Annotated in this window: 16 protein-coding genes; 11 read left to right on the top strand and 5 right to left on the bottom strand. The window is 65.4% G+C overall.

Annotation, left to right across the window (positions count from 1 at the left end; translation table 11 throughout):
• Positions 1-182 precede the first annotated feature (182 nt).
• The 5 genes from ACSAGD_RS10080 (at position 183) to ACSAGD_RS10060 (ending at position 8,142) form a co-directional block, all read left to right on the top strand.
• Positions 183-1,205 carry a sulfate/molybdate ABC transporter ATP-binding protein gene (locus tag ACSAGD_RS10080; RefSeq protein ID WP_437582603.1) on the top strand — a complete coding sequence of 341 codons (1,023 nt, stop codon included), beginning with the start codon at positions 183-185 and terminating at the stop codon, positions 1,203-1,205.
• 255 nt (positions 1,206-1,460) lie between these two features.
• The gene (locus tag ACSAGD_RS10075) at positions 1,461-3,833 is read left to right on the top strand and encodes an ATP-binding cassette domain-containing protein (RefSeq protein WP_437582602.1); all 2,373 of its coding nucleotides are present in this window, start codon (positions 1,461-1,463) and stop codon (positions 3,831-3,833) included.
• A 404-nt stretch (positions 3,834-4,237) separates the two neighbouring features.
• Entirely contained in the window at positions 4,238-6,340 is a 2,103-nt protein-coding gene (pta, locus tag ACSAGD_RS10070; RefSeq protein WP_437582601.1) for a phosphate acetyltransferase, read from the top strand.
• Complete coding sequence (locus ACSAGD_RS10065) at positions 6,337-7,536, top strand: acetate/propionate family kinase (protein WP_437582600.1); 1,200 nt, start codon at positions 6,337-6,339, stop codon at positions 7,534-7,536. The genes pta and ACSAGD_RS10065 overlap by 4 nt, the downstream gene beginning before the upstream one ends.
• Positions 7,537-7,671: 135 nt before the next feature.
• Entirely contained in the window at positions 7,672-8,142 is a 471-nt protein-coding gene (locus ACSAGD_RS10060; protein ID WP_437582599.1) for a hypothetical protein, read from the top strand.
• 11 nt (positions 8,143-8,153) lie between these two features.
• On the opposite strand, the gene ACSAGD_RS10055 is transcribed toward ACSAGD_RS10060, so the two are convergent.
• Positions 8,154-8,621, bottom strand: coding sequence for a hypothetical protein (locus ACSAGD_RS10055; RefSeq protein WP_437582598.1), 468 nt, complete (start codon positions 8,619-8,621; stop codon positions 8,154-8,156).
• A 114-nt stretch (positions 8,622-8,735) separates the two neighbouring features.
• On the opposite strand from ACSAGD_RS10055, the gene ACSAGD_RS10050 reads away from it, so the two are divergent.
• Positions 8,736-9,758: a hypothetical protein gene (locus tag ACSAGD_RS10050; RefSeq protein ID WP_437582597.1), complete on the top strand. Its 1,023-nt coding sequence runs from the start codon at positions 8,736-8,738 to the stop codon at positions 9,756-9,758.
• A gap of 600 nt (positions 9,759-10,358) precedes the next feature.
• Here ACSAGD_RS10050 and ACSAGD_RS10045 read toward each other — a convergent pair.
• The 4 genes from ACSAGD_RS10045 to ACSAGD_RS10030 all read right to left on the bottom strand — a co-directional run bounded on the left by ACSAGD_RS10045 (position 10,359) and on the right by ACSAGD_RS10030 (position 13,980).
• The gene (locus ACSAGD_RS10045) at positions 10,359-11,456 is read right to left on the bottom strand and encodes a signal peptidase I (protein WP_437582596.1); all 1,098 of its coding nucleotides are present in this window, start codon (positions 11,454-11,456) and stop codon (positions 10,359-10,361) included.
• 57 nt (positions 11,457-11,513) lie between these two features.
• Positions 11,514-12,131, bottom strand: a complete 618-nt coding sequence (locus tag ACSAGD_RS10040; RefSeq protein ID WP_437582595.1) for a SipW-dependent-type signal peptide-containing protein — start codon at positions 12,129-12,131, stop codon at positions 11,514-11,516.
• 2 nt (positions 12,132-12,133) lie between these two features.
• Positions 12,134-12,748: a SipW-dependent-type signal peptide-containing protein gene (locus ACSAGD_RS10035; protein WP_437582594.1), complete on the bottom strand. Its 615-nt coding sequence runs from the start codon at positions 12,746-12,748 to the stop codon at positions 12,134-12,136.
• A gap of 182 nt (positions 12,749-12,930) precedes the next feature.
• Positions 12,931-13,980: a LacI family DNA-binding transcriptional regulator gene (locus ACSAGD_RS10030; RefSeq protein ID WP_437582593.1), complete on the bottom strand. Its 1,050-nt coding sequence runs from the start codon at positions 13,978-13,980 to the stop codon at positions 12,931-12,933.
• A 158-nt stretch (positions 13,981-14,138) separates the two neighbouring features.
• On the opposite strand from ACSAGD_RS10030, the gene ACSAGD_RS10025 reads away from it, so the two are divergent.
• The 5 genes from ACSAGD_RS10025 (at position 14,139) to ACSAGD_RS10005 (ending at position 21,755) form a co-directional block, all read left to right on the top strand.
• On the top strand, positions 14,139-15,044 hold the full coding sequence (locus tag ACSAGD_RS10025; protein ID WP_437582592.1) for a carbohydrate ABC transporter permease: 906 nt from the start codon (positions 14,139-14,141) through the stop codon (positions 15,042-15,044).
• A gap of 116 nt (positions 15,045-15,160) precedes the next feature.
• Positions 15,161-15,967 (top strand): carbohydrate ABC transporter permease, encoded by an 807-nt coding sequence (locus ACSAGD_RS10020; RefSeq protein ID WP_437585154.1) that lies wholly within the window; start codon positions 15,161-15,163, stop codon positions 15,965-15,967.
• A gap of 44 nt (positions 15,968-16,011) precedes the next feature.
• On the top strand, positions 16,012-17,349 hold the full coding sequence (locus tag ACSAGD_RS10015) for an ABC transporter substrate-binding protein (RefSeq protein WP_437582591.1): 1,338 nt from the start codon (positions 16,012-16,014) through the stop codon (positions 17,347-17,349).
• Between the two features lie 86 nt (positions 17,350-17,435).
• Positions 17,436-19,196, top strand: coding sequence for a beta-galactosidase (locus tag ACSAGD_RS10010; RefSeq protein WP_437582590.1), 1,761 nt, complete (start codon positions 17,436-17,438; stop codon positions 19,194-19,196).
• A gap of 42 nt (positions 19,197-19,238) precedes the next feature.
• Positions 19,239-21,755, top strand: coding sequence for a DNA polymerase III subunit gamma and tau (locus ACSAGD_RS10005; protein ID WP_437582589.1), 2,517 nt, complete (start codon positions 19,239-19,241; stop codon positions 21,753-21,755).
• Positions 21,756-21,757: the final 2 nt, after the last annotated feature.

Below are 21,757 nucleotides of genomic sequence, written 5' to 3'. Positions count from 1 at the left end.
CTTCTGCTTCTGCCTCTGCCGCCGCCACTACCGATGCTCCTGCCGCCGCCGGTGCTCCTGCCGGTGCCGCTGCCTCCACCGCCGCCGGTGCTCCTGCCGGTGCCGTTGCCTCTGCTGCACCTGCCGCTACCGCCACCGCTGCTGCAGACACCCGCGGCGGCGGGCTCGACGCCCACGTCGTCGTGCGGCGCACCGACTTCACGGTCGACGTTGCGCTCCGCGTCGCGCCGGGTGGCCGCCTCGCGGTGCTCGGGCACAACGGAGCGGGCAAGTCGACGGTGCTGCACGCACTCGCGGGACTGCTGCCGATCGACGACGGCCACGTGCACCTGGGGGCCGTGGAGCTCGACCGTGCGGGCGGCATCCCTGTTCCCCCACATCAGCGCAGCGTGGGGCTGCTCGACCAGAAACCGCGGCTGTTTCCGCATCTGACCATCGCGCACAACATCGCGTTCGGTCCGCGTTCGCAGGGGCGCAGCCGGCGAGAGTCCCGCGCGATCGCCCACGAGTGGCTCGAGCGCATCGGCCTCGCGCATCGTGCCGGCGCGAAACCGCACGAGCTCTCGGGCGGGCAGCAGCAGCGCGTCGCCATCGCCCGTGCCTTCGCGGCAGAGCCCGCGGTGCTGCTGCTCGACGAACCGCTCGCGGCACTCGACGCCGAGAGCACGCCGAGCGTGCGGCGGATGCTCGTCGACGAACTCGCGCGCACCCAGACGGCGAGTGTTCTCGTGACGCACGACCTCGCCGATGCGTGGCAGCTCGCAGACGATTGCGTCGTTCTCGCGGAGGGGCGCATCGTCGACCGCGGCGCGCCGGATCGCCTGGCGTCCGAGCCGCGGCATCCGTTCACGGCGGCGCTCGCCGGGTTCGCCGTCGTGCGCGGCACCTGGAACGGAGACGTGCTGCAGGTCGACGGCCGCCCGCTCGAAGGACGCGCGGATGCTTCGCTGGCGCCGGGCAGCGCGGCAGTGGGCATCGTGCCGCCGTCCGCCGTTGCGGTGTCCGCTGACGGCGGTACGTGGCGGGCGACGCTCTCCGAGGTATCGTCTCGCGGCGGTGTCGTGCGGCTAGAAGATGCCTCGGGCCTTGCTGCGGAGCTTCCGGCCGAAGACGCGCGGTCTCTCGTGGGCGGCCGCCTGCCGGCATCCGGTGACACGGTCTGGTTCGCCCCCGACCCCGCCCAGTTGCGCATCCTCCCCGCCTAACCGCCCACCCAACCGCGCTATTTGTTCAGGTTTGCGCTACAGAAATTCCTGCAGCGCAGTGCCGATTCTGCAGCGCAGCAGAAATCAAACCGACCAGCCCACCCCCGTTCCGCACCCGATCAGGAATCAAGAAGTGGTCACCCCCGCATGCTCGTATGCTGATCGGTACGGCCAGCCGATGGCATCCGCACCGCGTCGAAATGATGGCGCAGTTCGCAGACATGCCCAGATCGCAGAGAGAGGCAGCATCCGCGCATGACCGCGCAGAACCAGACGACGCCCGTCGCCGACAGTCACGACACCATTCGGGTCATCGGAGCCCGCGAGAACAACCTCAAGAACGTCTCCGTTGAGATTCCGAAGCGCAGGCTCACCGTCTTCACCGGGGTCTCGGGCTCGGGCAAGTCGTCGCTCGTCTTCTCGACGATCGCGGCCGAATCGCAGCGCATGATCAACGAGACGTACAGCGCGTTCGTGCAGGGCTTCATGCCGAACCTGGCGCGGCCCGACGTCGACGTGCTCGAGGGCCTGACGACAGCGATCATCGTCGACCAGGAGCGCATCGGCTCCGACCCGCGCTCGACGGTGGGAACCGCGACGGACACCGGCACGATGCTGCGCATCCTGTTCAGCAGGCTCGGTGAACCGCACATCGGCTCCCCGCAGGCGTTCTCATTCAACGTCGCGTCGATCAGCGGCGCGGGCGCGGTGGCCTTCGAACGCGGCGGCCGCACTGTCAAGGAGAGGCGTGACTTCAACATCGTCGGCGGCATGTGCCCGCGGTGTGAGGGCCGAGGCCAGGTGAGCGACTTCGATCTCACCGCACTGTTCGACGAGACGAAGTCGCTCAACGATGGGGCCCTGCTTGTGCCCGGCTACACGGCAGACAGCTGGTACGGCCGCATCTACCGTGGCAGCGGCTACTTCGACAACGACAAGCCCATCAAAGACTTCAACGCGAAGCAGATGGATGCCTTACTGCACAAGCCCGCCACTCGGATCAAGGTCGAGGGAGTCAACGTCACTTACGAGGGGCTCATCCCGAAGATCCAGAACTCGATGCTCGCGAAGGACCGCGAGGCGATGCAGCCGCACATCCGCCGGTTCGTCGATCGGGCGATCACGTTCAACACGTGCCCGGAGTGCGATGGCACACGGCTCAGCGACACGGCGCGGTCCTCGAAGATCCGCGGAGTCAGCATCGCTGACGTCAACGCCATGCAGATCAGCGATCTGGCCGAGTGGATGCGCGAGCTCGACGAGCCGTCGGTCGCGCCGCTCGTGTCGGCACTGCGCGATACGCTCGACGCGTTCGTGACGATCGGGCTCGGCTACCTGTCGCTCAACCGCTCGGCGGGCACGCTCTCGGGCGGTGAGGCGCAGCGCACCAAGATGATCCGCCACCTCGGGTCGAGTCTCACCGACGTCACGTACGTCTTCGACGAGCCGTCGATCGGGCTCCATCCGCACGACGTCAAGCGCATGAACACACTGCTGCTGCAGCTGCGCGACAAGGGCAACACGGTGCTCGTGGTCGAGCACAAGCCCGAGCTCATCGGTATCGCCGATCATGCGATCGACCTCGGCCCGGGCGCGGGCACCGAGGGTGGATCGATCACCTTTGAGGGTACGGTCGACGAGCTTCGGGGCAGCGACACCGTGACCGGGCGCCACCTCGGCGATCGAGCGAGTCTGAAGGATGCCGTTCGCACGCCGAGCGGCCAGATGGAGATCCGTGGCGCTGACACCAACAACCTGCAGAACGTCGATGTCGACATTCCGCTCGGTGTGCTGTGCGTGCTGACCGGCGTCGCGGGTTCTGGCAAGAGTTCGCTCATCAGCGGCTCGGTCACTCCGCGCGAAGACGTGGTTACGGTGGACCAGCAGCCCATCAAGGGGTCGCGCCGCAGCAATCCGGCGACGTACTCGGGGCTGCTCGAGCCGATCCGCAAGGCGTTCGCGAAGGCCAACGGCGTCAAGCCGGGGCTGTTCTCCGCCAACTCGGAGGGCGCATGCCCCATGTGCAACGGCGCGGGCGTTGTGTTCACGGACCTCGGGGTGATGGCGAGCGTCGAGTCGCCGTGTGAGCTCTGCGAGGGCAAGAGGTTCCAGGCGGATGTGCTCGAGTACACGTTCGGCGGCAAGAACATCAGCGAGGTGCTGTCCATGTCGGTGGCACAGGCTGCGGAGTTCTTCGGCGACGGCGACGCCAAGCTCCCCGCCGCGCACAAGATCCTCACGCGCATGGTCGACGTCGGCCTCGGCTATCTCACGATCGGGCAGCCGCTCACGACCCTCTCGGGCGGCGAGCGGCAGCGGCTGAAGCTCGCCATCCAGCTCGGTGACAAGGGCGGCATCCTCGTTCTCGACGAACCCACCACGGGCCTTCACCTGGCCGACGTCGAGAACATGCTCGCGCTGCTCGATCGTCTCGTCGATGCGGGCAAGTCCGTCATCGTCATCGAGCACCATCAGGCGGTCATGGCGCACGCGGACTGGATCATCGATCTCGGCCCCGGCGCCGGCCACGACGGTGGAAAGGTCATCTTCGAAGGAACGCCGGCCGACCTCGTCGCTGCGCGTTCGACGCTCACGGGGGAGAACCTCGCGGACTACGTCGGCGCGTGAGGCTCGTGCGCACGCTGAGCCCCGCGTGAGAGCTGCCTGCCGAGCCCCGCGTAAGTGCCACCGTGTGCGAAGTTCTCGCGTGAGGCTCGCGCGCACGTCGAACCCCGCGTGAGCGCCACCGCGTGTGAAGTCCTCACGTGAGAACCGCTGCCGTGCACGCCGAGTTTCATGTGAGAGCTACCTGCGGTCATGAGAGCCTGCCGCGGCAAGCTCTTATGACCGCAGACAGCTCTCCAACGCGCAGTGCGCGGCGCAACTCATCCAGAACCGCGGGCCAGCCATCGCCGACAGGCACGAGAGAGGCACATCGCGCAGCATCCCGCCACCCTGAGTGAACGCTGTTTTCTACGAGGTGTAGAAGAGTGTAGATTTGTGGCAGAGCACACGCGCAGTTAGGGGTGACGGTGTCGCGATCGATCTACATCACATCCGCCGAGGGATACTCCGGTAAATCGACGATCGCTCTCGGAGCGCTCGACACTCTCACGCACCAGGTGAAACGGGTCGGCGTGTTCCGCCCCATCGCCCGGTCGACGACGCAGCCGGACTACGTGCTGCAGCTGCTGCTCGGCCACGACGGCGTCGATCTCGCCTATGACGAGTGCGTCGGCGTCACCTACGACGACGTGCACGCTGACCCCGAGGCAGCCCTCGCGACGATCGTGCACCGCTACAAGGCGGTCGAGTCGAAGTGCGATGCGGTCGTCATCGTCGGGTCTGATTTCACGGATGTCGGCAGCCCGACCGAACTCAGCTACAACGCGCGCATCGCCGCGAACCTCGGAGCCCCGGTCGTGCTCGTGCTCGGCGGACGCGAGGGGCAGGGCCACGGCGAGCGTCTCGGTCAGGCCGACGCCCGCACCGCAAGCGAGATGCGCCAGATCGCCGAACTCTCGCTGCTCGAGCTGCACGACGCCCACGCGAGCCTGCTCGCCGTCGTCGCCAACCGCGCCGACCCCGACTCTCTCGACGAGATCATCGCCTCCATCTCCACGGTCAGCGAGGGTGCTCCCGTATGGGCGATTCCGGAGGAGCCCTACCTGGTGGCGCCGACAATCGGTCTCATCATGGATGCCGTCGCCGGCACGCTCATCAAGGGCGAAGAGGAGCTCCTCACCCGCGAAGCTCTCGGCGTCGTGATCGCGGGCATGAGCATGGAGAACGTTCTGCCGCGCCTGACCGAGGGCGCGGTCGTTGTGGTCGCGGGCGATCGCACCGAGACGCTTCTCGCGGTTCTGCTCTCGCAGCAGTCGGCCGCGTTCCCCTCCATCTCGGGTGTCGTGTTGAACGGCGGCTTCGAACTGCCCGACTCCATCAACCAGCTGATCGAGGGCCTCACCGTGAAGCTCCCGATCATCGCGACCGAGTGGAGCACCTACGACACCGTCATGCGCATCACGCACACGCGCGGCCGCCTCGCCGCGGAGTCGCAGCGCAAGTTCGACGCCGCACTGTCGCTCTTCGAGAAGCACGTCGACAAGGAGGCCCTCGTCAGCCACCTCGACGTGGCGAAGACCGATGTCGTCACGCCCCTCATGTTCGAGTTCGGCCTGCTCGATCGGGCGCGCCGCAACCGCAAGCACATCGTGCTTCCAGAGGGCGATGACGACCGCATCCTGCGTGCTGCCCATACGCTGCTTGCCCGCGATGTCGCGCAGCTCACGATCCTCGGTGAAAAGTTCGAGGTCATGTCGCGCGCGATCGAACTCGGCCTCGACATCTCGGCTGCAGAGATTCTGTCGCCGCACGATCCGGTGCTGAGCATGAAGTTCGCGCGGGAGTACCACCGGCTCCGCGAGCACAAGGGCGTCACGATCGAGAAGGCCCGCGAGACGGTCACCGATGTGTCGTACTTCGGCACGATGATGGTGCACATGGGCCTCGCGGACGGCATGGTCTCCGGGGCCTCGCACACCACAGCGCACACCATCCGACCGGGCTTCGAGATCATCAAGACCGCGCCCGGCACCTCCGTCGTCTCGAGTGTCTTCCTCATGGCGCTCGAAGATCGTGTGCTCGTCTACGGCGACTGTGCGGTCATTCCCGACCCCACGGCCGAGCAGCTGTGCGACATCGCGATCTCGTCGACCGCGACGGCTGAGCGCTTCGGCATCGACCCGCGTGTGGCGATGCTGTCCTATTCGACAGGGGAGTCCGGCACGGGCGCCGATGTCGACAAGGTGCGTGAGGCCACGGCGCTCGTCCGTGAGCGGATGCCGGAGATCCTCGTCGAGGGTCCGATTCAGTACGATGCGGCGGCGGATGCTGCGGTCGCGGCCACGAAGCTCCCCGATTCGGTGGTGGCGGGCCGCGCGACCGTGTTCATCTTTCCCGACCTCAACACCGGCAACAACACTTACAAAGCGGTGCAGCGGTCGGCCGGCGCCGTCGCGATCGGACCGGTGCTGCAGGGCCTCAACAAGCCGATCAACGACCTCTCTCGAGGAGCTCTCGTGCAAGACATCGTCAACACCGTCGCGATCACGGCGATCCAGGCGGCATCATGACCTCCGTTCTCGTCATCAACTCCGGGTCGTCGTCGTTCAAGTACCAGTTGATCGAGATGGATGCCGAGACCACGCTCGCCCGCGGTCTCGTCGAGCGCATCGGAACCGACGAAGCGCACATCGTCCATCACGACGTCACCGACTCGGGGGAGGAGGAGACTCACGAGCAGACGCGCGCGATCCGCAACCACACCGAGGGGTTCGCGGCGATGCTGGACTTCTTCGCCGAGCACGGTCCGTCGCTCACGGAGCATCCTCCTGTCGCCGTCGGCCACCGGGTCGTGCATGGCGGTGCGCGGTTCTTCGAGCCCACGGTCGTCACGAACCTCGTGAAGATCAACATTCAGGATCTCTCCGAGCTGGCGCCGCTGCACAACCCGGCGAACGTGGAGGGCATCACGGCTGCGCAGGAGTCGTTCCCCGACGTGCCGCACGTGGTCGTGTTCGACACCGCTTTTCATCAGACGCTGCCGCCGAAGGCGTACACGTATGCACTGGATGCCGCGACGGCGGAGCGGTACCGCGTGCGGAAGTACGGGTTCCACGGCACGAGCCACAAGTTCGTCTCGGAGGAGGCGGCGCGGTTCCTTGAGCGCGACGTCGCCGATCTGAACCAGATCGTGCTGCACCTCGGCAACGGGGCGTCGATGACCGCCGTGCGCGGGGGCAAGTCCGTCGAGACCTCGATGGGGCTGACTCCGCTCGAGGGACTCGTCATGGGTACGCGCACGGGCGACATCGACCCGGCGGTCGCGTTCCACCTGCACCGTCGCGCCGATATGGGAGTGGCCGAGCTCGACGACCTCTTCAACAAGAAGAGCGGAATCTACGGTCTCTCGGGGCACCGCGACATGCGTGACCTGACGGAGAGTGCGAATCGGGGCGACACGGCGTCACGGAACGCGCTCGACGTGTACGTGCACCGGCTCAAGCAGTACCTCGGCGGCTACTTCTTCCAGCTCGGCCACGTCGACACGGTCATCTTCACGGCCGGCATCGGCGAGAACAGCGCCGAGGTGCGGGCGGAGACGCTCGACGGGCTGCAGAACTACGGCATCGAGCTGGATGCTGCGCGCAATGAGCGTCGCGGCGACGGCATCCGTGTCATCTCGACCGACGAATCGTCGGTCACCGTACTTGTCGTGCCGACGAACGAAGAGCTCGAGATCGCGAGGCAGACCCTCTCGGTCATCTGAGTTCTCCACGATGGGGAGTTCATCCCATCGCTCGGGTCGGTGCCGCCCATTACTCTGACGTTTATGACGCCTCCTATCCGTGACCTGTCTTCTTCTGCGCCGCTGAGCACCGGCAGACGCTTTGCATCGTGGATTGTGGATGACGTCATCACACTGGCGCTTGTCGGCGTCGGCATCGGGGTGACGGCAAGCGTCCTCGACTCTGCGACCGTGAGCGCGACGGCGAAGACGATCGTCATGATCGTCGTCGTGCTTCTGCTGCCCGCGCTGTACGGGCTCGTCTGCTTCAACGGTCGAAGCATTGGATGCCTCGTCGCAGGCACCGCGTTCTTCTCCGTGGCGACGGGCAGGCGTGCTCACAACGCGCGGATGATGTGGGTGATGTTCCACCGGTGGCTGTGGCCGCTGCTCGCGATCATGTTCGTCATGGCGCTGTTCGACTCATCGGTATCGACCGGGCCGGACAGAGTCCACACACAGCGTCTCGTGAGGGGCGTCGTGCCGGTTGGTGAGTGGGGAGTTCAGCAGGTGCCGCAGCAGATGCCGCCCGGCCCGTCGTACCCGCCGCAGTATCAGTCACCGCAGCAGCCGTACCCGCCGCAGTAGTCCTCTCCGGTTCAGCGCTCGCCGAATGAGGGCGGCAGCTTGCACAGGTCGTAGTAGTGCTCGTTGGGCCGCTGATCGTCGGTCAGATCGACGATGAAGTCCGCCTTGCCGTGCGGAAGCGTGCCCTCCGCAAACGTCCACACGGTGTAGTGCCAGATGCCGATGACCGACGCATTGAGCAGGCGCTCGCCATCGACGATGAGGATCGTGTCGTCAGAGGTTCCTTCGAGCGACCCCGAGCGGAACGGCTCGACGGTGTCCGCGCGCAGGGTCGCTTCCTCGACGGCGCCGACCGATCGACGCGTGACCTGCTGACCCCGCGAACGCAGCTCATCCGCGACGTCATCAGCGAAGTGGGATGCCGCGGCAGCATCCGTGCCCTCAACCGCGACGAGTCGTCGTCCCGACGGATTGTTGTGCAGAATCTGGTCTGCGATGCGAGCGACGATCGTGCTGCGAGCTTCGGGGTTGTCGGTCATGCCTCCAGGCTACGCCTCGTGCCCGGGGGATTGGAGAGTAACAGGGGAGAAGTACCCATACCCGAAAGTCGCTCGTGGCCTTACTATTTGGCTCAGCTCGAGAAAGGCTCTTGAATGGTAGAAAAAATCGCCCCCTCCATCTCCCGCAGAACGGTGGTCACAGCGGCCGCGTGGAGCGCTCCAGTCATCGCTGTCGCAGCTGCCACTCCGGCCGCCGCGGCAAGCACTGCGGGCGCTGTCGATCTGTTTGCGGACGGACTGCAGATGGGGAGTGGGATGACGTACTTCAACAAAGATCTCACTACTCGATACGAGACGGCAGATCCGCTCGGTTTCACGCTGCTGAACAACGGGCCTGAGCCTGCTCCTGCTGGCAGCGTTTTGGTCCAGGTGCGCTATGACAACCGCGTCTTCACCCCGACAGAGGTGACGATTTCCGGGTCGGAGCCCATCCCCTTCTCCACACCGGTTGCCTCGGGCGATGCCTCGACGTTCACCTTCACCGTGCCGCAGCAAGTCGAGGTAGAGACCGACGTCTTCGGGCCGAACGCCCTTCGAGTGATCACCAGGTTCGACGGTTCATTTGCCTACCCGAACGATGTGTTCGACGACTACGTGGAGCCGTCCTGGACGATCCTCTCCGATGATGACGCCGATACTTCAAACAACATCTTCGGTCCGTTCACATCGACCCCCTACCCGGCTACGCCGTGGGGACTCACGCTCGAGACAGAGACCACGTCTCTGACATCTGGCAGCTGCACGTTCGATGTTCCGACGTCCGTCACTGTGACATCAGTCGGGCCGAACCCGACACCGGAAGCGGTCACCGGTTACCTGAGACTTGACACGGGCCTCGTATCGTCTGTCTCGCTCACCGGTGCGACGCACAACGGCAACAGCATTCTGAGCGATGTCGTCTTCGAGAGCTCCGGTGGCGCGTACAGCTTCAACCTCGGTCGGCCCCTCGAGGCGGACGATGTCGTCGTTCTCAGCTTCGATGTCGAGGCAGCTGAGAATGGCGGAGTGAATGGCGACATGGCGCAGATCGGCGTGAGCGGATTCAACGGGCAGGACCTGAATGAGAGGCTGACGATCTCATACTTCGACTTCGATAAGCCGGTGTGCGCTCCGTAGATCGGCGGCGCATTGTGCGCGGGGCGGGTGCTGATTCAGCAGGCGGATCACGTCGTGCAGCGAATCACAGATTCTATTGGCACGTCACAGAAACTCCGACAACGAGACTGATCACGTTCACAGTTCTCACGGGACTTCCGGCTGCGGATGACCACTCTGAGCCTGCTCGAGAATAGACCTTCAGACTGCTCGAGCCAAGTCCAATGAGTGTTGATGTCGGGACACTGATCGACGTCTCTGAACCGCGGGTCGAATATGTCCCTTGTGGGGCACCGACACTGCCGGCGGAGGGTGTCAAAGTGACGTGGTAGGCCTGTGGGGCGGCGCCCGTCGACGGAGGCGACCACGTCACTGTGACTGCTTGCTGGAGAAGGCCGTCGAGCAAGACGCGCCCAACGCTGCAGCTCACATCTGTGGGCGGCACGAGCGTATTTGCCACAAGCGTCGAGGACGTCAGCTCGCCGTCTGTCCACGCGGCTTCCGTCGCCTCAGGCTTAGGCGTGATCACTGTGAGCGCAAGCACAAACGCCGTGATCACTGCGAGGACACGAACTCGCGGCATCCTGTTCGCTCGCGTCTTGGGGCGTGCGTGCCGGCCGGTCATGCTCGCCTCCGTGAGTGCGACGCGATCCCCGCGATGATCAGTCCGACAACGATCGCACCGATGGCCAGCCCGATCGCGGGCCACGCATTCGTCCCCGTCCGCGGCAGTGTCGAGGCTTCGGACGATCCACTGACGCTCTCCCCGTGCGCGGTCACTCGCACATCGACCGTCATCGTCCCGTGCGACTCTGTTGGAAGAGTCGCGACGAATCGCAGCCAGCGCTCTTCAGACGTCGGCATGCCCAACAGGTCGACGTTGGTCTGCGCTCCCGTCAGCTGACTGACATCGGTGACGCTTTCTTCTTCGCCGGGGCAGCCGTCGCCGACCCAGCGAACACTGCACGCTCGAATGTCGACGTTGAGCGTCAGGTCGCCATCGGTTGAGAGATCCACAACAGCGTTGCCGTCCCCGGGACCGTGGACGGTGACGCCCACCTGCCACTCCACCGGTACGTTCGGTGCCATCGCGGCCATTGCCTCGGCATCGCCGACAGTCGTGATGGTGATGTGGTCGCCGTGCACTACGGAGTCCGCAGCGTGCGCTGCTCCGCTCGGCATCACGGCGAGGCCAGCACCACCGATGAGCACAGCAAACACAGCGGCGTTCCTGGCGTGACGAGCTCGACGTCGTGGTCGTGAGCGGTGCTGCTCCCGAGGCCAGAAGGCCCAAGTGACAAGAGCGGATGCCGCGAGCGTCAGCGCACCGAGAATCAGCGGATTGGAGAACCACACGATGACTGTCGCCAAGTGTGGGGCGGAAGCCAGCACGATCCGCACGTGAGAGACCGTGTACGGCGAAGCATCCTCTGTGGGGTTCGCGTCACCCTTCATCGTGATGGTGCGTGTGTCGCCGCTGCCTTCGACCGACGTCACCCTGTGGGTGATCGGGAGCTTTCCCTCACGATCGACAGTGACGACGTCGCCGACGGCGATATCGGATGCGGGAATCTCGCGCACCACCGCAACGGAGCCCTGCGGGATCGTCGGCGTCATCGACCCTGTCTTGAACATGATCAGTGAGATGTGAAAAACAACGCTCAGCGCGACGAGAACGATGCAGATCACGCCTGCCACGGCAGCGACGTTGAGCAGCATCCCACCAAGAATGCTGCTCAGACGCCGCCGTGCTCTCGCGATGGTGATTCCCCTTTATTACGAGTCTGAAGTGGCCACGAACTTCCACGACGGCGTCACCGATGTGCCTTGCATGGAGTTCGGCGTCGAGCTGGACATGGTGATGGCGAAGCAGTAGTTCACGGTGTTTCCGCCGGCCTTCTGCACCGAGGTCGTCGCTGTGCCGTTCGCACTCAACGGTGCGCCGGGCTCAACGACCTCAGTTCCACTCGAAAAGGTGGACGTGTTGCACGTGGTGCCATTGATCACGCGCACTCCGTAGGTGAGGTATCCGCCAAGGCCATCGCTGTTCGTTGACGTAGCGGTGAGAGCCACCGTTCCGCCGACGGTCGAGGCCGCGGTCGTCTTCACAGAGAACAGCGCATACACCGTCGTGTTGGGCGACATCCCGCCCGAAGGAACGGCGAACGCCAGGGTGGCGGCATCGTCGGCTTGAGTGTGCTCGCTGAACTGCGTGCCGTTCGTCGAGCCGACGATGCCGAAGGTGCTGGCCGCGAACGTTCCCGTCGCGAACTCCGAGTCGTTCCATGCGGCGAGCGTCACGGCACCGCCGACGCCGAGGACGACGGCGCCAGCGAGTACTGCGCGAACTTTCGTGAACCACCCGCGCGAGGGTGCAGACGAGTGCCGCCCCATCGCTATGACTCCTTGGACGTCGCCTTGAACTCGAACGTCACGGAGCCGGACTGGTTCTGCGTCACCGATGGCGCACTGACGATCACACAGAGCGTCGTGGCTTCACCGGCGACGTCGTCCGACGTTCCCTTCGTGAGCGCGAAGCCTCCGACGTTGGTCGCGGCGGAGACCGCGCCACTCGGCACGACCTCTGAGCCGGTTGCTGCCGCTGTGCACGCGGCATGGTCGGCAACCGAGACAATCGTGTACTCAAGCCCCGAAACCTCGTCAGCGGTCGTCACGTTGATCTGCACGTCCGCATCATTCGTCGTGCCCGCAGCGAGTCTCACCGAGAAGGGCGCTGCGACCGTGTCTCCCGGCGAGAGGTTCGAGGGGTTCACAGCGAAATCGAGCGTGGCGCCAGGTGCTGACGCATGATCTGTGAAGGATGTGCCATCCGTCGACCCTTCGAGGTTGAAGGATCCGGAAGCGAACGTTCCGGTGGCGAACTCCGAATCGTTCCACGCAGCAAGCGTTATGGCGGCGCCGACGCCGAGAACTATGCCTCCGGCAAGAATCGCGCGGACCTTCGTGAACCGTTTGCGAGGCGTGCTCGCAGCTTCGACCGTCTGTGACATGGTCAGTTTCCCCTCAGAAATTACACACGGCCCCTCGCCGCGTGAGATCACCATAAGTAGGTCTCCATGCGGCATCCATCGAAAAGTGAGAAATACCACGTGAACTGGGGGTAGGGAGTTCTTCAGAGGAGCGACAAGGAAGACCGTCTGCTGCGGGCGGGACCTTCAGACGCCCGAGCTCGTCATGAGCGTGCGGGAGCGGGGCCCGTGCTGTCGCGCACGACCAAGCGCGTGGGAACGATCGTGGTTCCCGGGCTCTCGTGAGTGCCCTCGATCTCTCCGATGAGCTTCTCGATGCACTGGCGCCCGACCTCCGCGAAGTCCTGATGCACTGTCGTCAGCGGCGGCCAGAACGACTTCGACTCGTCGGTGTCGTCGAAACCGACGACGCTGATGTCGCCAGGGATGCTCCGCCCGCTCTCGTGCAGCGCGCGCATGACACCGAGCGCCATCTGGTCGTTTGCTGCGAAGATCGCTGTGACGTCGTCCCGCCCTGCCAGCTCGAGCCCGTGGCGGTAGCCCGACTCTGTCGACCAGTCGCCGTACAGAGGTTCTGGCACGTCTGCGCCAGCCGCCGTCAGCGTCTCGCGCCACGTGCTGAGACGTCTGCGAGCGGAGAACGACGAGGCGGGGCCGGCGACGTGCCACACGGTGCGGTGACCGAGGTTCAGCAGGTGTTCGGTGGCGGTCCGCGCGCCGAGGGCCTGGTCGGTGTCGACGACGGTGTAGCGGTCGCCGGCATCGGAATCGATGATGACAATGGGGATGCCGCGGGGCAACGCGAAATCAGAGTCATCGAGCACGTGAGCCTCGAAGATGATGACGATGCCATCGACGGCTTGCTCGTTGAGCCGGGAGAATGCTCCGCTGATCGCCCCCTGCGTCGGATGGGGGACGGGCATCAGCGTGAGCGTGTAGCCCGCTGCGGCGCTCGCCGTCGCGATCGCGTCGAGCGTCCGCATGTTGCCGAAGGTCGACAGCGTGAACATGATGACGCCGATGGATTTGAACCGTCCGGACTTCAGAGAGCGCGCGGCGCGGTTCGGCCGGTAGCCGAGCGTTCGCATCGACGCGAGCACGCGCTCGCGGGTCGCGTCATCGACATTGGTCTTCCCGTTGGAGACCCGTGAGACGGTCTGCGACGAGACTCCAGCGTGATTTGCGACATCTGCCATCGACACACTGCGCCGTGACGGTCTGTCAGTGGCGTCGATTGCATCTACGTCGGTCATATCGGCTGCTTTCCCAGGTTCAGAGTAGTCGAGAAGTGGAGGCAGTTGACGGATGCCGAAACCTCTGCGTATCCTCGTGTCATCCCCAATGTTTACGTAAACATATCAAGTTTCATCCCTAGGATGTTTGCGTAAACATCCCCACGACGAAAGCTCTCATGACGTCAACGCAGACACTCACACCACCTCAGGTTCGGCGAGATCGCCGCGACTGGACCGGCTGGTCATTCGTCGGTCCGTTCATGATCGTCTTCGCGATCGTGTTCATCGCCCCGGTGATCTACTCGATCTATCTGAGCTTCTTCAGAGATCAGCTCGTCGGCGGCAACTCGTTCGTGTGGTTCGACAACTATGCGCAGGCGCTCGGCGACCCGAAGTTCTGGGATGCTCTGTGGCGCGTGACGCTGTTCCTCGTCGTGCAGGTGCCGATCATGCTCGTGCTGGCACTCGTCGCGGCGATGGCGATCGACAGCGCCAGGCTGCACTTCTCGGGCATGTTCCGCATCTCGATCTTCCTGCCGTACGCCGTCCCCGCGGTCGTCGCTGCGCTGATGTGGGGCTTCATCTACGGCGATCGCTTCGGTCTCGTGGGCAACATCAATGACGCGTTCGGCGTTCACATTCCCGATCCGCTCTCGAACAGCTGGGTACTGCTGTCGATCGGCAACATCGTGACGTGGGAGTTCGTGGGCTACAACATGCTGATCTTCTACTCAGCTCTGCGCGTGATTCCCGGCGAGCTCTACGAAGCGGCCGAACTCGATGGGGCGGGAGCGATGCGCGTGATCCGCAGCATCAAGCTGCCCTCCATCAAGGGAGCACTCGTCATCGCGACAATCTTCTCCATCATCGGCAGCTTCCAGCTCTTCAATGAGCCGAACATTTTGCAGTCGCTCGCCCCGAACTCGATCAGCACGTACTTCACACCGAACATGTACGCCTACAACCTCTCGTTCGCGGGTCAGCAGTACAACTACTCGGCAGCGATCGCGATCATCATGGGCCTCGCGACGATGATCATCGCGTACGTGGTCCAGCTGTCCGGTTCACGGAAGGACTCCTGATCATGAGCGCACCGACGATGCAAGCAAGCCTCGCCCCGGCCAAGAAGGCACGACGTCCGCGCCTCGACCGCTCGACCCCGAACCGCAAGCGCAAGTCGATCTGGCTCACGGTCGTGATGTGCATCATGCTGGTGTACTCGCTTCTGCCGCTCTTCTGGCTCATCGTGAACTCGTCGAAGACCCAGGAGGCGCTGTTCTCCTCGTTCGGTCTGTGGTTCAGCGGAGACTTCGCGCTGTTCGACAACATCGCGCAGGTGCTCACCTATCACGACGGCGAGTTCGTGCGCTGGCTCGGCAACACGGTCCTCTACGTGGTCGTCGGGGCAGGCGGCGCGACCTTCCTCGCGACACTCGCGGGCTACGGCCTCGCCAAGTTCGACTTCCCGGGCAAGAAGGCTGTCTTCGCGGTCATCCTCGGCGCGGTCGCAGTTCCGGGCACCGCGCTCGCGGTTCCGACCTTCCTGATGTTCAGCGAGCTCGGCCTCACGAACACCGGCTGGTCGATCATCATCCCGTCGCTCATCAGCCCGTTCGGCCTCTACCTCGTGTGGACGTACGCCATGGAGGCCGTCCCGACGGAGATCCTCGAGGCCGCACGTGTCGACGGCGCGGGGGAGATGCGCACGTTCTTCACGATCAGCCTTCGACTGCTGGCGCCCGGATTCATCACCGTGCTGCTCTTCACGATGGTCGCGACCTGGAACAACTACTTCCTTCCGCTCATCATGCTGAGCGAATCGACGTGGTATCCGCTCACCGTCGGCCTGAACCAGTGGAACGCCCAGGCGAGCACCGCCGGCGGCGAAGCGATCTACAACCTCGTCATCACCGGTTCGCTCCTCACCATCGTTCCGATCGTCATCGCCTTCCTCTTCATGCAGCGGTACTGGCAGTCCGGTCTGTCTGCGGGAAGCGTCAAGTAGCTCCACCTCCAAACACACAGCACCATCAACTCGAAAGGACAGAGATGTCTCTCAACAGAAAGCGCGGAGCACGCGCAGTCGCGATCGCGACCGCGGCCTTCGCCCTCGGAGCCTCGCTCGTGGGCTGCTCCTCCGACTCCGGAAGCGGCGGCAGCGCGGGCGACATCGAGGAGGCACTCCAGAAGGAGACCACGATCACGGTCTGGGCGTGGGCTCCGGCTGTCGAGAAGATCGCCGAGGCCTTCGAAGAGAAGTACCCGAAGATCACCGTGAACGTCGAGAACGTCGGCACCGGCAACGACCAGTACACGAAGCTGCAGAACGCCATCAAGGCCGGCTCGGGCGCCCCCGACGTTGCGCAGATCGAGTACTACGCCATGCCGCAGTTCGTGCTGAGAGAGTCGCTCGTCGACCTCAACGAGTTCGGCTTCGGCGACCTCGAGAGCAAGTTCACGGCATCGACGTGGAACTCCATGACGATGGACGACGCGCTCTACGGTCTGCCGCAGGACTCCGGCCCCATGGCGATGTTCTACCGCAAGGACGTCTTCGAGAAGCACGGCATCGAGGTTCCCGAGACGTGGGACGAGTACATCGCAGCCGGCAAGAAGATCCACGAGGCGGACCCGAAGTCGTACATCACGAGTGACACGGGGGATGCCGGTTTCACCACGAGCATGATCTGGCAGGCCGGCGGCCACCCGTACACCGTGGACGGCACGAACGTCGGCATCGACTTCCAGGACGAGGGCTCGAAGAAGTGGGCTGACACCTGGAACGAGCTCGTCGAGAACGACCTGCTCGCTCCCACCAGCTCGTGGAGCGATGAGTGGTTCCGCGGCCTCAGCGACGGCACGATCGCCACGCTGATCATCGGCGCGTGGATGCCTGGAAACCTCGAGGGTCAGGCTCCCGAGGCATCCGGTGAGTGGCGTGTCGCCCCGATGCCGCAGTACGAGAAGGGTGACACGGCGACCGCTGAGAACGGCGGTTCCGGTGACGCAGTGCTCGCGCAGTCGGAGAACAAGGCCGTCGCTGCCGCGTTCGTGAAGTTCATGAACGCCGAAGAGGCCGGCACGAGCATCTCGATCGACATGGGCGGATTCCCGTCGACCACCGCTGACCTGCAGAGCGACGAGTTCCTCAACCACGAGAGCGAGTACTTCGGCGGGCAGCAGATCAACAAGGTGCTCTCCGAGGCGGCCGACAACGTCGTCGAGGGGCGGCAGTACGCGCCCTTCCAGGTGTACGCGAACAGCGTGTACGGCGACACTGTCGGGCAGTCCTACGCCAACCACAGCGACCTGAATGCGGGTCTGCAGGACTGGGCGAAGGCGCAGAAGAAGTACGGCTCGGAGCAGGGCTTCACCATCACCGACTGAGTCGCACAGAAGACGCAACAACCGTGGGCCGGCGGTTCGCCGCCGGCCCGCACTCTGCCCGCGGGGCATGACGAAAGGACCTACAGATGAGCCGCTTTGAGATTGGCGACCACGATTTTCTGCTCGACGGAGAACCGATGCAGATCCTCTCGGGTGCCCTGCACTATTTCCGGGTTCACCCGGATCTGTGGCGTGACCGCATCCGCAAAGCCCGTCAGATGGGCCTCAACACCATCGAGACCTACATCGCCTGGAACGAGCACGCGCCAACGCCCGACGCGTTCGACCTCTCGGGTGGGCTCGATCTCGACCGGTTCCTCACCGTCATCGCCGAGGAAGGGATGCACGCGATCGTGCGCCCCGGACCGTACATCTGCGCTGAGTGGGACAACGGCGGACTTCCCGCCTGGCTGCTGCGCGAAGACGGCATCCGCATCCGCACAAGTGACCCGGCGTACCTGACGCACACGAAGACCTTCTTCGACCACGTGCTGCCGATCGTCGCCCGCCACCAGATCGATCGCGGCGGCCCTGTCGTGCTCGTTCAGATCGAGAACGAGTACGGCGCGTACGGCAGCGACAAGGATTACCTGGGCGAGCTCATCGCCATGACCCGCGGCCACGGCATCGAGGTCCCGTTCACGACGGTCGATCAGCCGGAGCCCGACATGCTCGAGAACGGCAGCCTCCCCGAGCTGCACAAGACAGGGTCGTTCGGCTCGCGTGTGCCCGAGCGCCTGGCATCGCTGCGCAGGCATCAGCCGACGGGGCCCCTCATGTGCTCCGAGCTCTGGAACGGCTGGTTCGACCACTGGGGCGCGCACCACCACACCACATCGACAGAGGATGCCGCGCAAGCGCTCGACGACCTGCTCTCAGTAGGCGCTTCGGTCAACGTCTACATGTTCCACGGCGGCACCAACTTCGGCTTCACGAACGGCGCCAACGACAAGGGCGTCTATCAGCCCACCGTGACGAGCTACGACTACGACGCTCCGCTCGATGAGGCGGGCAACCCGACCGAGAAGTACTGGGCGTTCCGCGATGTCATCGCGAAGTACGCGCCGGTTCCCTCCGACGAGCCCGCAAAGGCACAGCCAGCGCCCGTGTTCGACGTCGACATCGAGGCCGTCGCACCGCTGCTTCCGCTACCGGATGCCGTTGTCGCACAGACCCTGGAGGCGGACGAGGTGCCGAGCTTCGACGAGCTCGGGCACGATCGAGGATTCGGGCTGTATACGGCATCCATCGGCTCCGCCGACGCGCCCCGCGTGCTCTCGTTCGACGATGTGCGCGACCGGGCACGCGTGTTCTTCAACGGCGAGCCCATCGGCACGCTGAGCCGCGACCAGCACGACGTGGCGATCCGCGTTCCCGCCGGCGCGGGCGTCATCGACGTCCTCGTCGAAGACCAGGGTCGTGTGAACTACGGCGACCGTCTGGGGGAGGCCAAGGGCCTCATCGGGCCGGCGCTTCTCGACGGCGAACCGCTCATGGGGTGGGTTCTGAAGGCGATCGATGCTCAGGCGATTCCGTCGGCGCTCGCCGGCGGGGCGGTGGCCGCAGGCACGCCCATCGCGGGGCCGGCTGTCGCGCAGGCATCCTTCGAGCTCACGGAGACGCACGATCTGTTCCTCACCCTGCCGGGCTGGGGCAAGGGCGTCGTGTGGGTCAACGGCTTCAATCTGGGGCGCTACTGGCGACGCGGACCGCAGCGGACGCTGTATGTTCCGGCACCGGTGCTGCGCGTCGGCGAGAACCGCCTCACGGTGCTCGAGCTGGATGCCGCGGCGAAGCCCGTCGGGCGCTTCGTCGAGGGACTCGATCTGGGGCACACGGAGTTCTGAACAGGCCACCCGTTTGTCAGACGTGACCACTACCATTGAGACGTGGTTACCGCCCTGTATCGACGTTATCGCCCCGAGACCTTCGCAGAGATGATCGGGCAGTCACAGGTGACCGATCCGCTGCGCACCGCACTGCGTGCCGACCGGGTCAATCACGCCTATCTGTTCAGCGGTCCGCGGGGGTGCGGCAAGACGACGTCTGCCCGCATCCTCGCTCGCTGCCTCAACTGCGCTGAGGGGCCGACGGACACCCCGTGCGGCACATGCCCGAGCTGTGTCGAGCTCGGCCGCAGCGGCGGAGGGTCGCTCGACGTGGTCGAGATCGACGCCGCGAGCCACAACGGTGTCGACGACGCTCGTGATCTGCGTGAGCGGGCGATCTTCGCGCCAGCACGCGATCGCTTCAAGATCTTCATCCTCGACGAGGCGCACATGGTCACGCCGCAGGGCTTCAACGCTCTGCTGAAGATCGTGGAGGAGCCACCGCCGCACGTGAAGTTCATCTTCGCGACGACGGAGCCCGACAAGGTGATCGGCACGATCCGCTCGCGCACGCACCACTATCCGTTCCGGCTCGTTCCGCCCGCGCTCATGCTCGACTACACGCAGAAGCTCTGCGATGAGGAGAGCGTGCAGGTTGAGCCGGGCGTGCTTCCGCTCGTCGTACGCGCCGGTGGAGGCTCACCGCGTGACACGCTGTCGCTGCTCGACCAGCTGATGGCCGGGTCCGACCACTCGACGGTCGGCTACGAGCGCGCTGTCGCGCTGCTGGGCTACACTCACGCCGCGCTGCTCGACGACGTCATCGACGCGATCGGACGCCACGACGCCTCTGCAGCGTTCGAGTCGGTGGATCGTGTCATTCAGACCGGGCAGGACCCTCGTCGGTTCGTCGACGACCTGCTCGAGCGGCTGCGCGACCTGATCATCGTGGAGGCGGCGCAGGGCAACGCGGCATCCGTCCTTCGCGGCGTTCCGCAGGAGGAACTCGATCGCATGACCGCTCAGGCAGCGCTGTTCGGTCAGGCGGAGCTGTCACGCACCGCTGACATCGCGAACTCGGCGCTGACCGAGATGACCGGCGCGACGTCGCCGAAGCTGCACCTCGAGCTGATGATCGCGCGCATGCTCGTGCCCGCTCTCGATGCGACGGAGCGCGGTGCGCTCGCCCGCGTCGAGCGACTCGAACGTCGGGCGGGCATGCCCACGGATGCCGCTCCCGCCGCGTCATACGCACCGACGCCGAGCGCTGCTCCGGCGAGCAGTGCGCGACCGAGTACACCCGCGTCGAGTCCGAATCAGGATGCCTCGGGGCACGTGCCCTCGTCGCCGAGCCCGGCGACACCGCCGACCGCCGAGGCTCCGACCGCGCCGACCCCCAAGACGCCTCAGGCCGCTCCGAGCACGCCGGAGTCCGCTCCCGAGCCGCCGAAGCGACAGAAGCCGACCGGTCCGGTGACGCTGCAGCTGCTGCGCGATGCGTGGCCCGAGGTTCTCGAACAGGTCGCCCAGCGCAAGCGCGCATCGTGGATGCTCGCGATGAACGCTGATGTGCGCGACCTGAAAGACGACATTCTCACGCTCGTCTTCCCGAGCCCCAAAGACGTCGAGGCGTTCAAGAAGCTGACCGCGGGCGATGGCCCGAGCGAGCACCTGCGCTCCGCGATCGAGAGTGTGCTCGGGCTTCGCGTGAAGTACATCGCGAAGGTCGAGGGTGCCGAGCGCGGGCCCCGTCCCGCCGCCGCGACGGCTCCGACCCAGGCTGCGCCGCGCGAGCCGCACCGCTCGGCACCGGCCGAGGCGCCGTCGGAGCCCGAGGAGCCTGCGCCAGCGGCCCCGTCAGGCGCGGTTGGGCAGGCCGACTGGGCACCGCCGGTCGACGAGCCGCCGTTCGACCCGTACGAAGACGCCGCTCCGCCGGACGACGGGGCGTACTCCCGCTCTCCACAGGCGGCCCCGCGTCAGGTACCGCCGCAGCGGAGCACTCCGCCGCAGGAGGGCCGCCAGCAGGCGAGCCGTCAACCGGCGCAGCGCACGGAGCCTCCGGCACCCGGCGCACCTGCCGCGCCGACGCAGAGTTCTCCCGCACAGCCTGCAGGGCCGGTCACCGGGTGGGACGTCGTGCAGATTCCCGCCGACGACCCTGAAGATCTCAAGGCTGACGAAGCCCGTGCGGAAGCCACTGCAGCATCCACCGCACCGGCCGCAGTTCAGGCGGCTCCCGCACCGCACGCGGAAGCTCCGAGTGCGCCTCCCGCAGCAGCACCGGCCCCCAGTTCTCCGGTCGCAGATGACGCGTCTCCCGCGGACGCTCCCGCCACGGCCGAGGCTCCCGCTGCGACGGGGGCTCCCGCACCGGCATCCGTTCCTGCCCCTCACACCGAGGTGCCCCAGGCACAAGTTCAGGCCCAGGCCCAGGCCCAGGCTCAGCCCCAGGCGCAGCCGCAGCAGCAGAGCCAGCAGCAGCGACGTCGCTACGGCGAGGCGGTCGTCCGCGAGGTGCTCCGCGCCAAGTTCATCGAAGAAGTGCAGTATTCACCGCCGCAGAGGTTCAATTAGTC

It is taken from the genome of Paramicrobacterium salitolerans, from assembly GCF_051513965.1.
GTDB lineage: Bacteria > Actinomycetota > Actinomycetes > Actinomycetales > Microbacteriaceae > Paramicrobacterium.
The sequence above is the reverse complement of the archived record's forward strand: the minus strand, read 5'-3'. Positions and strand labels throughout refer to the sequence as shown.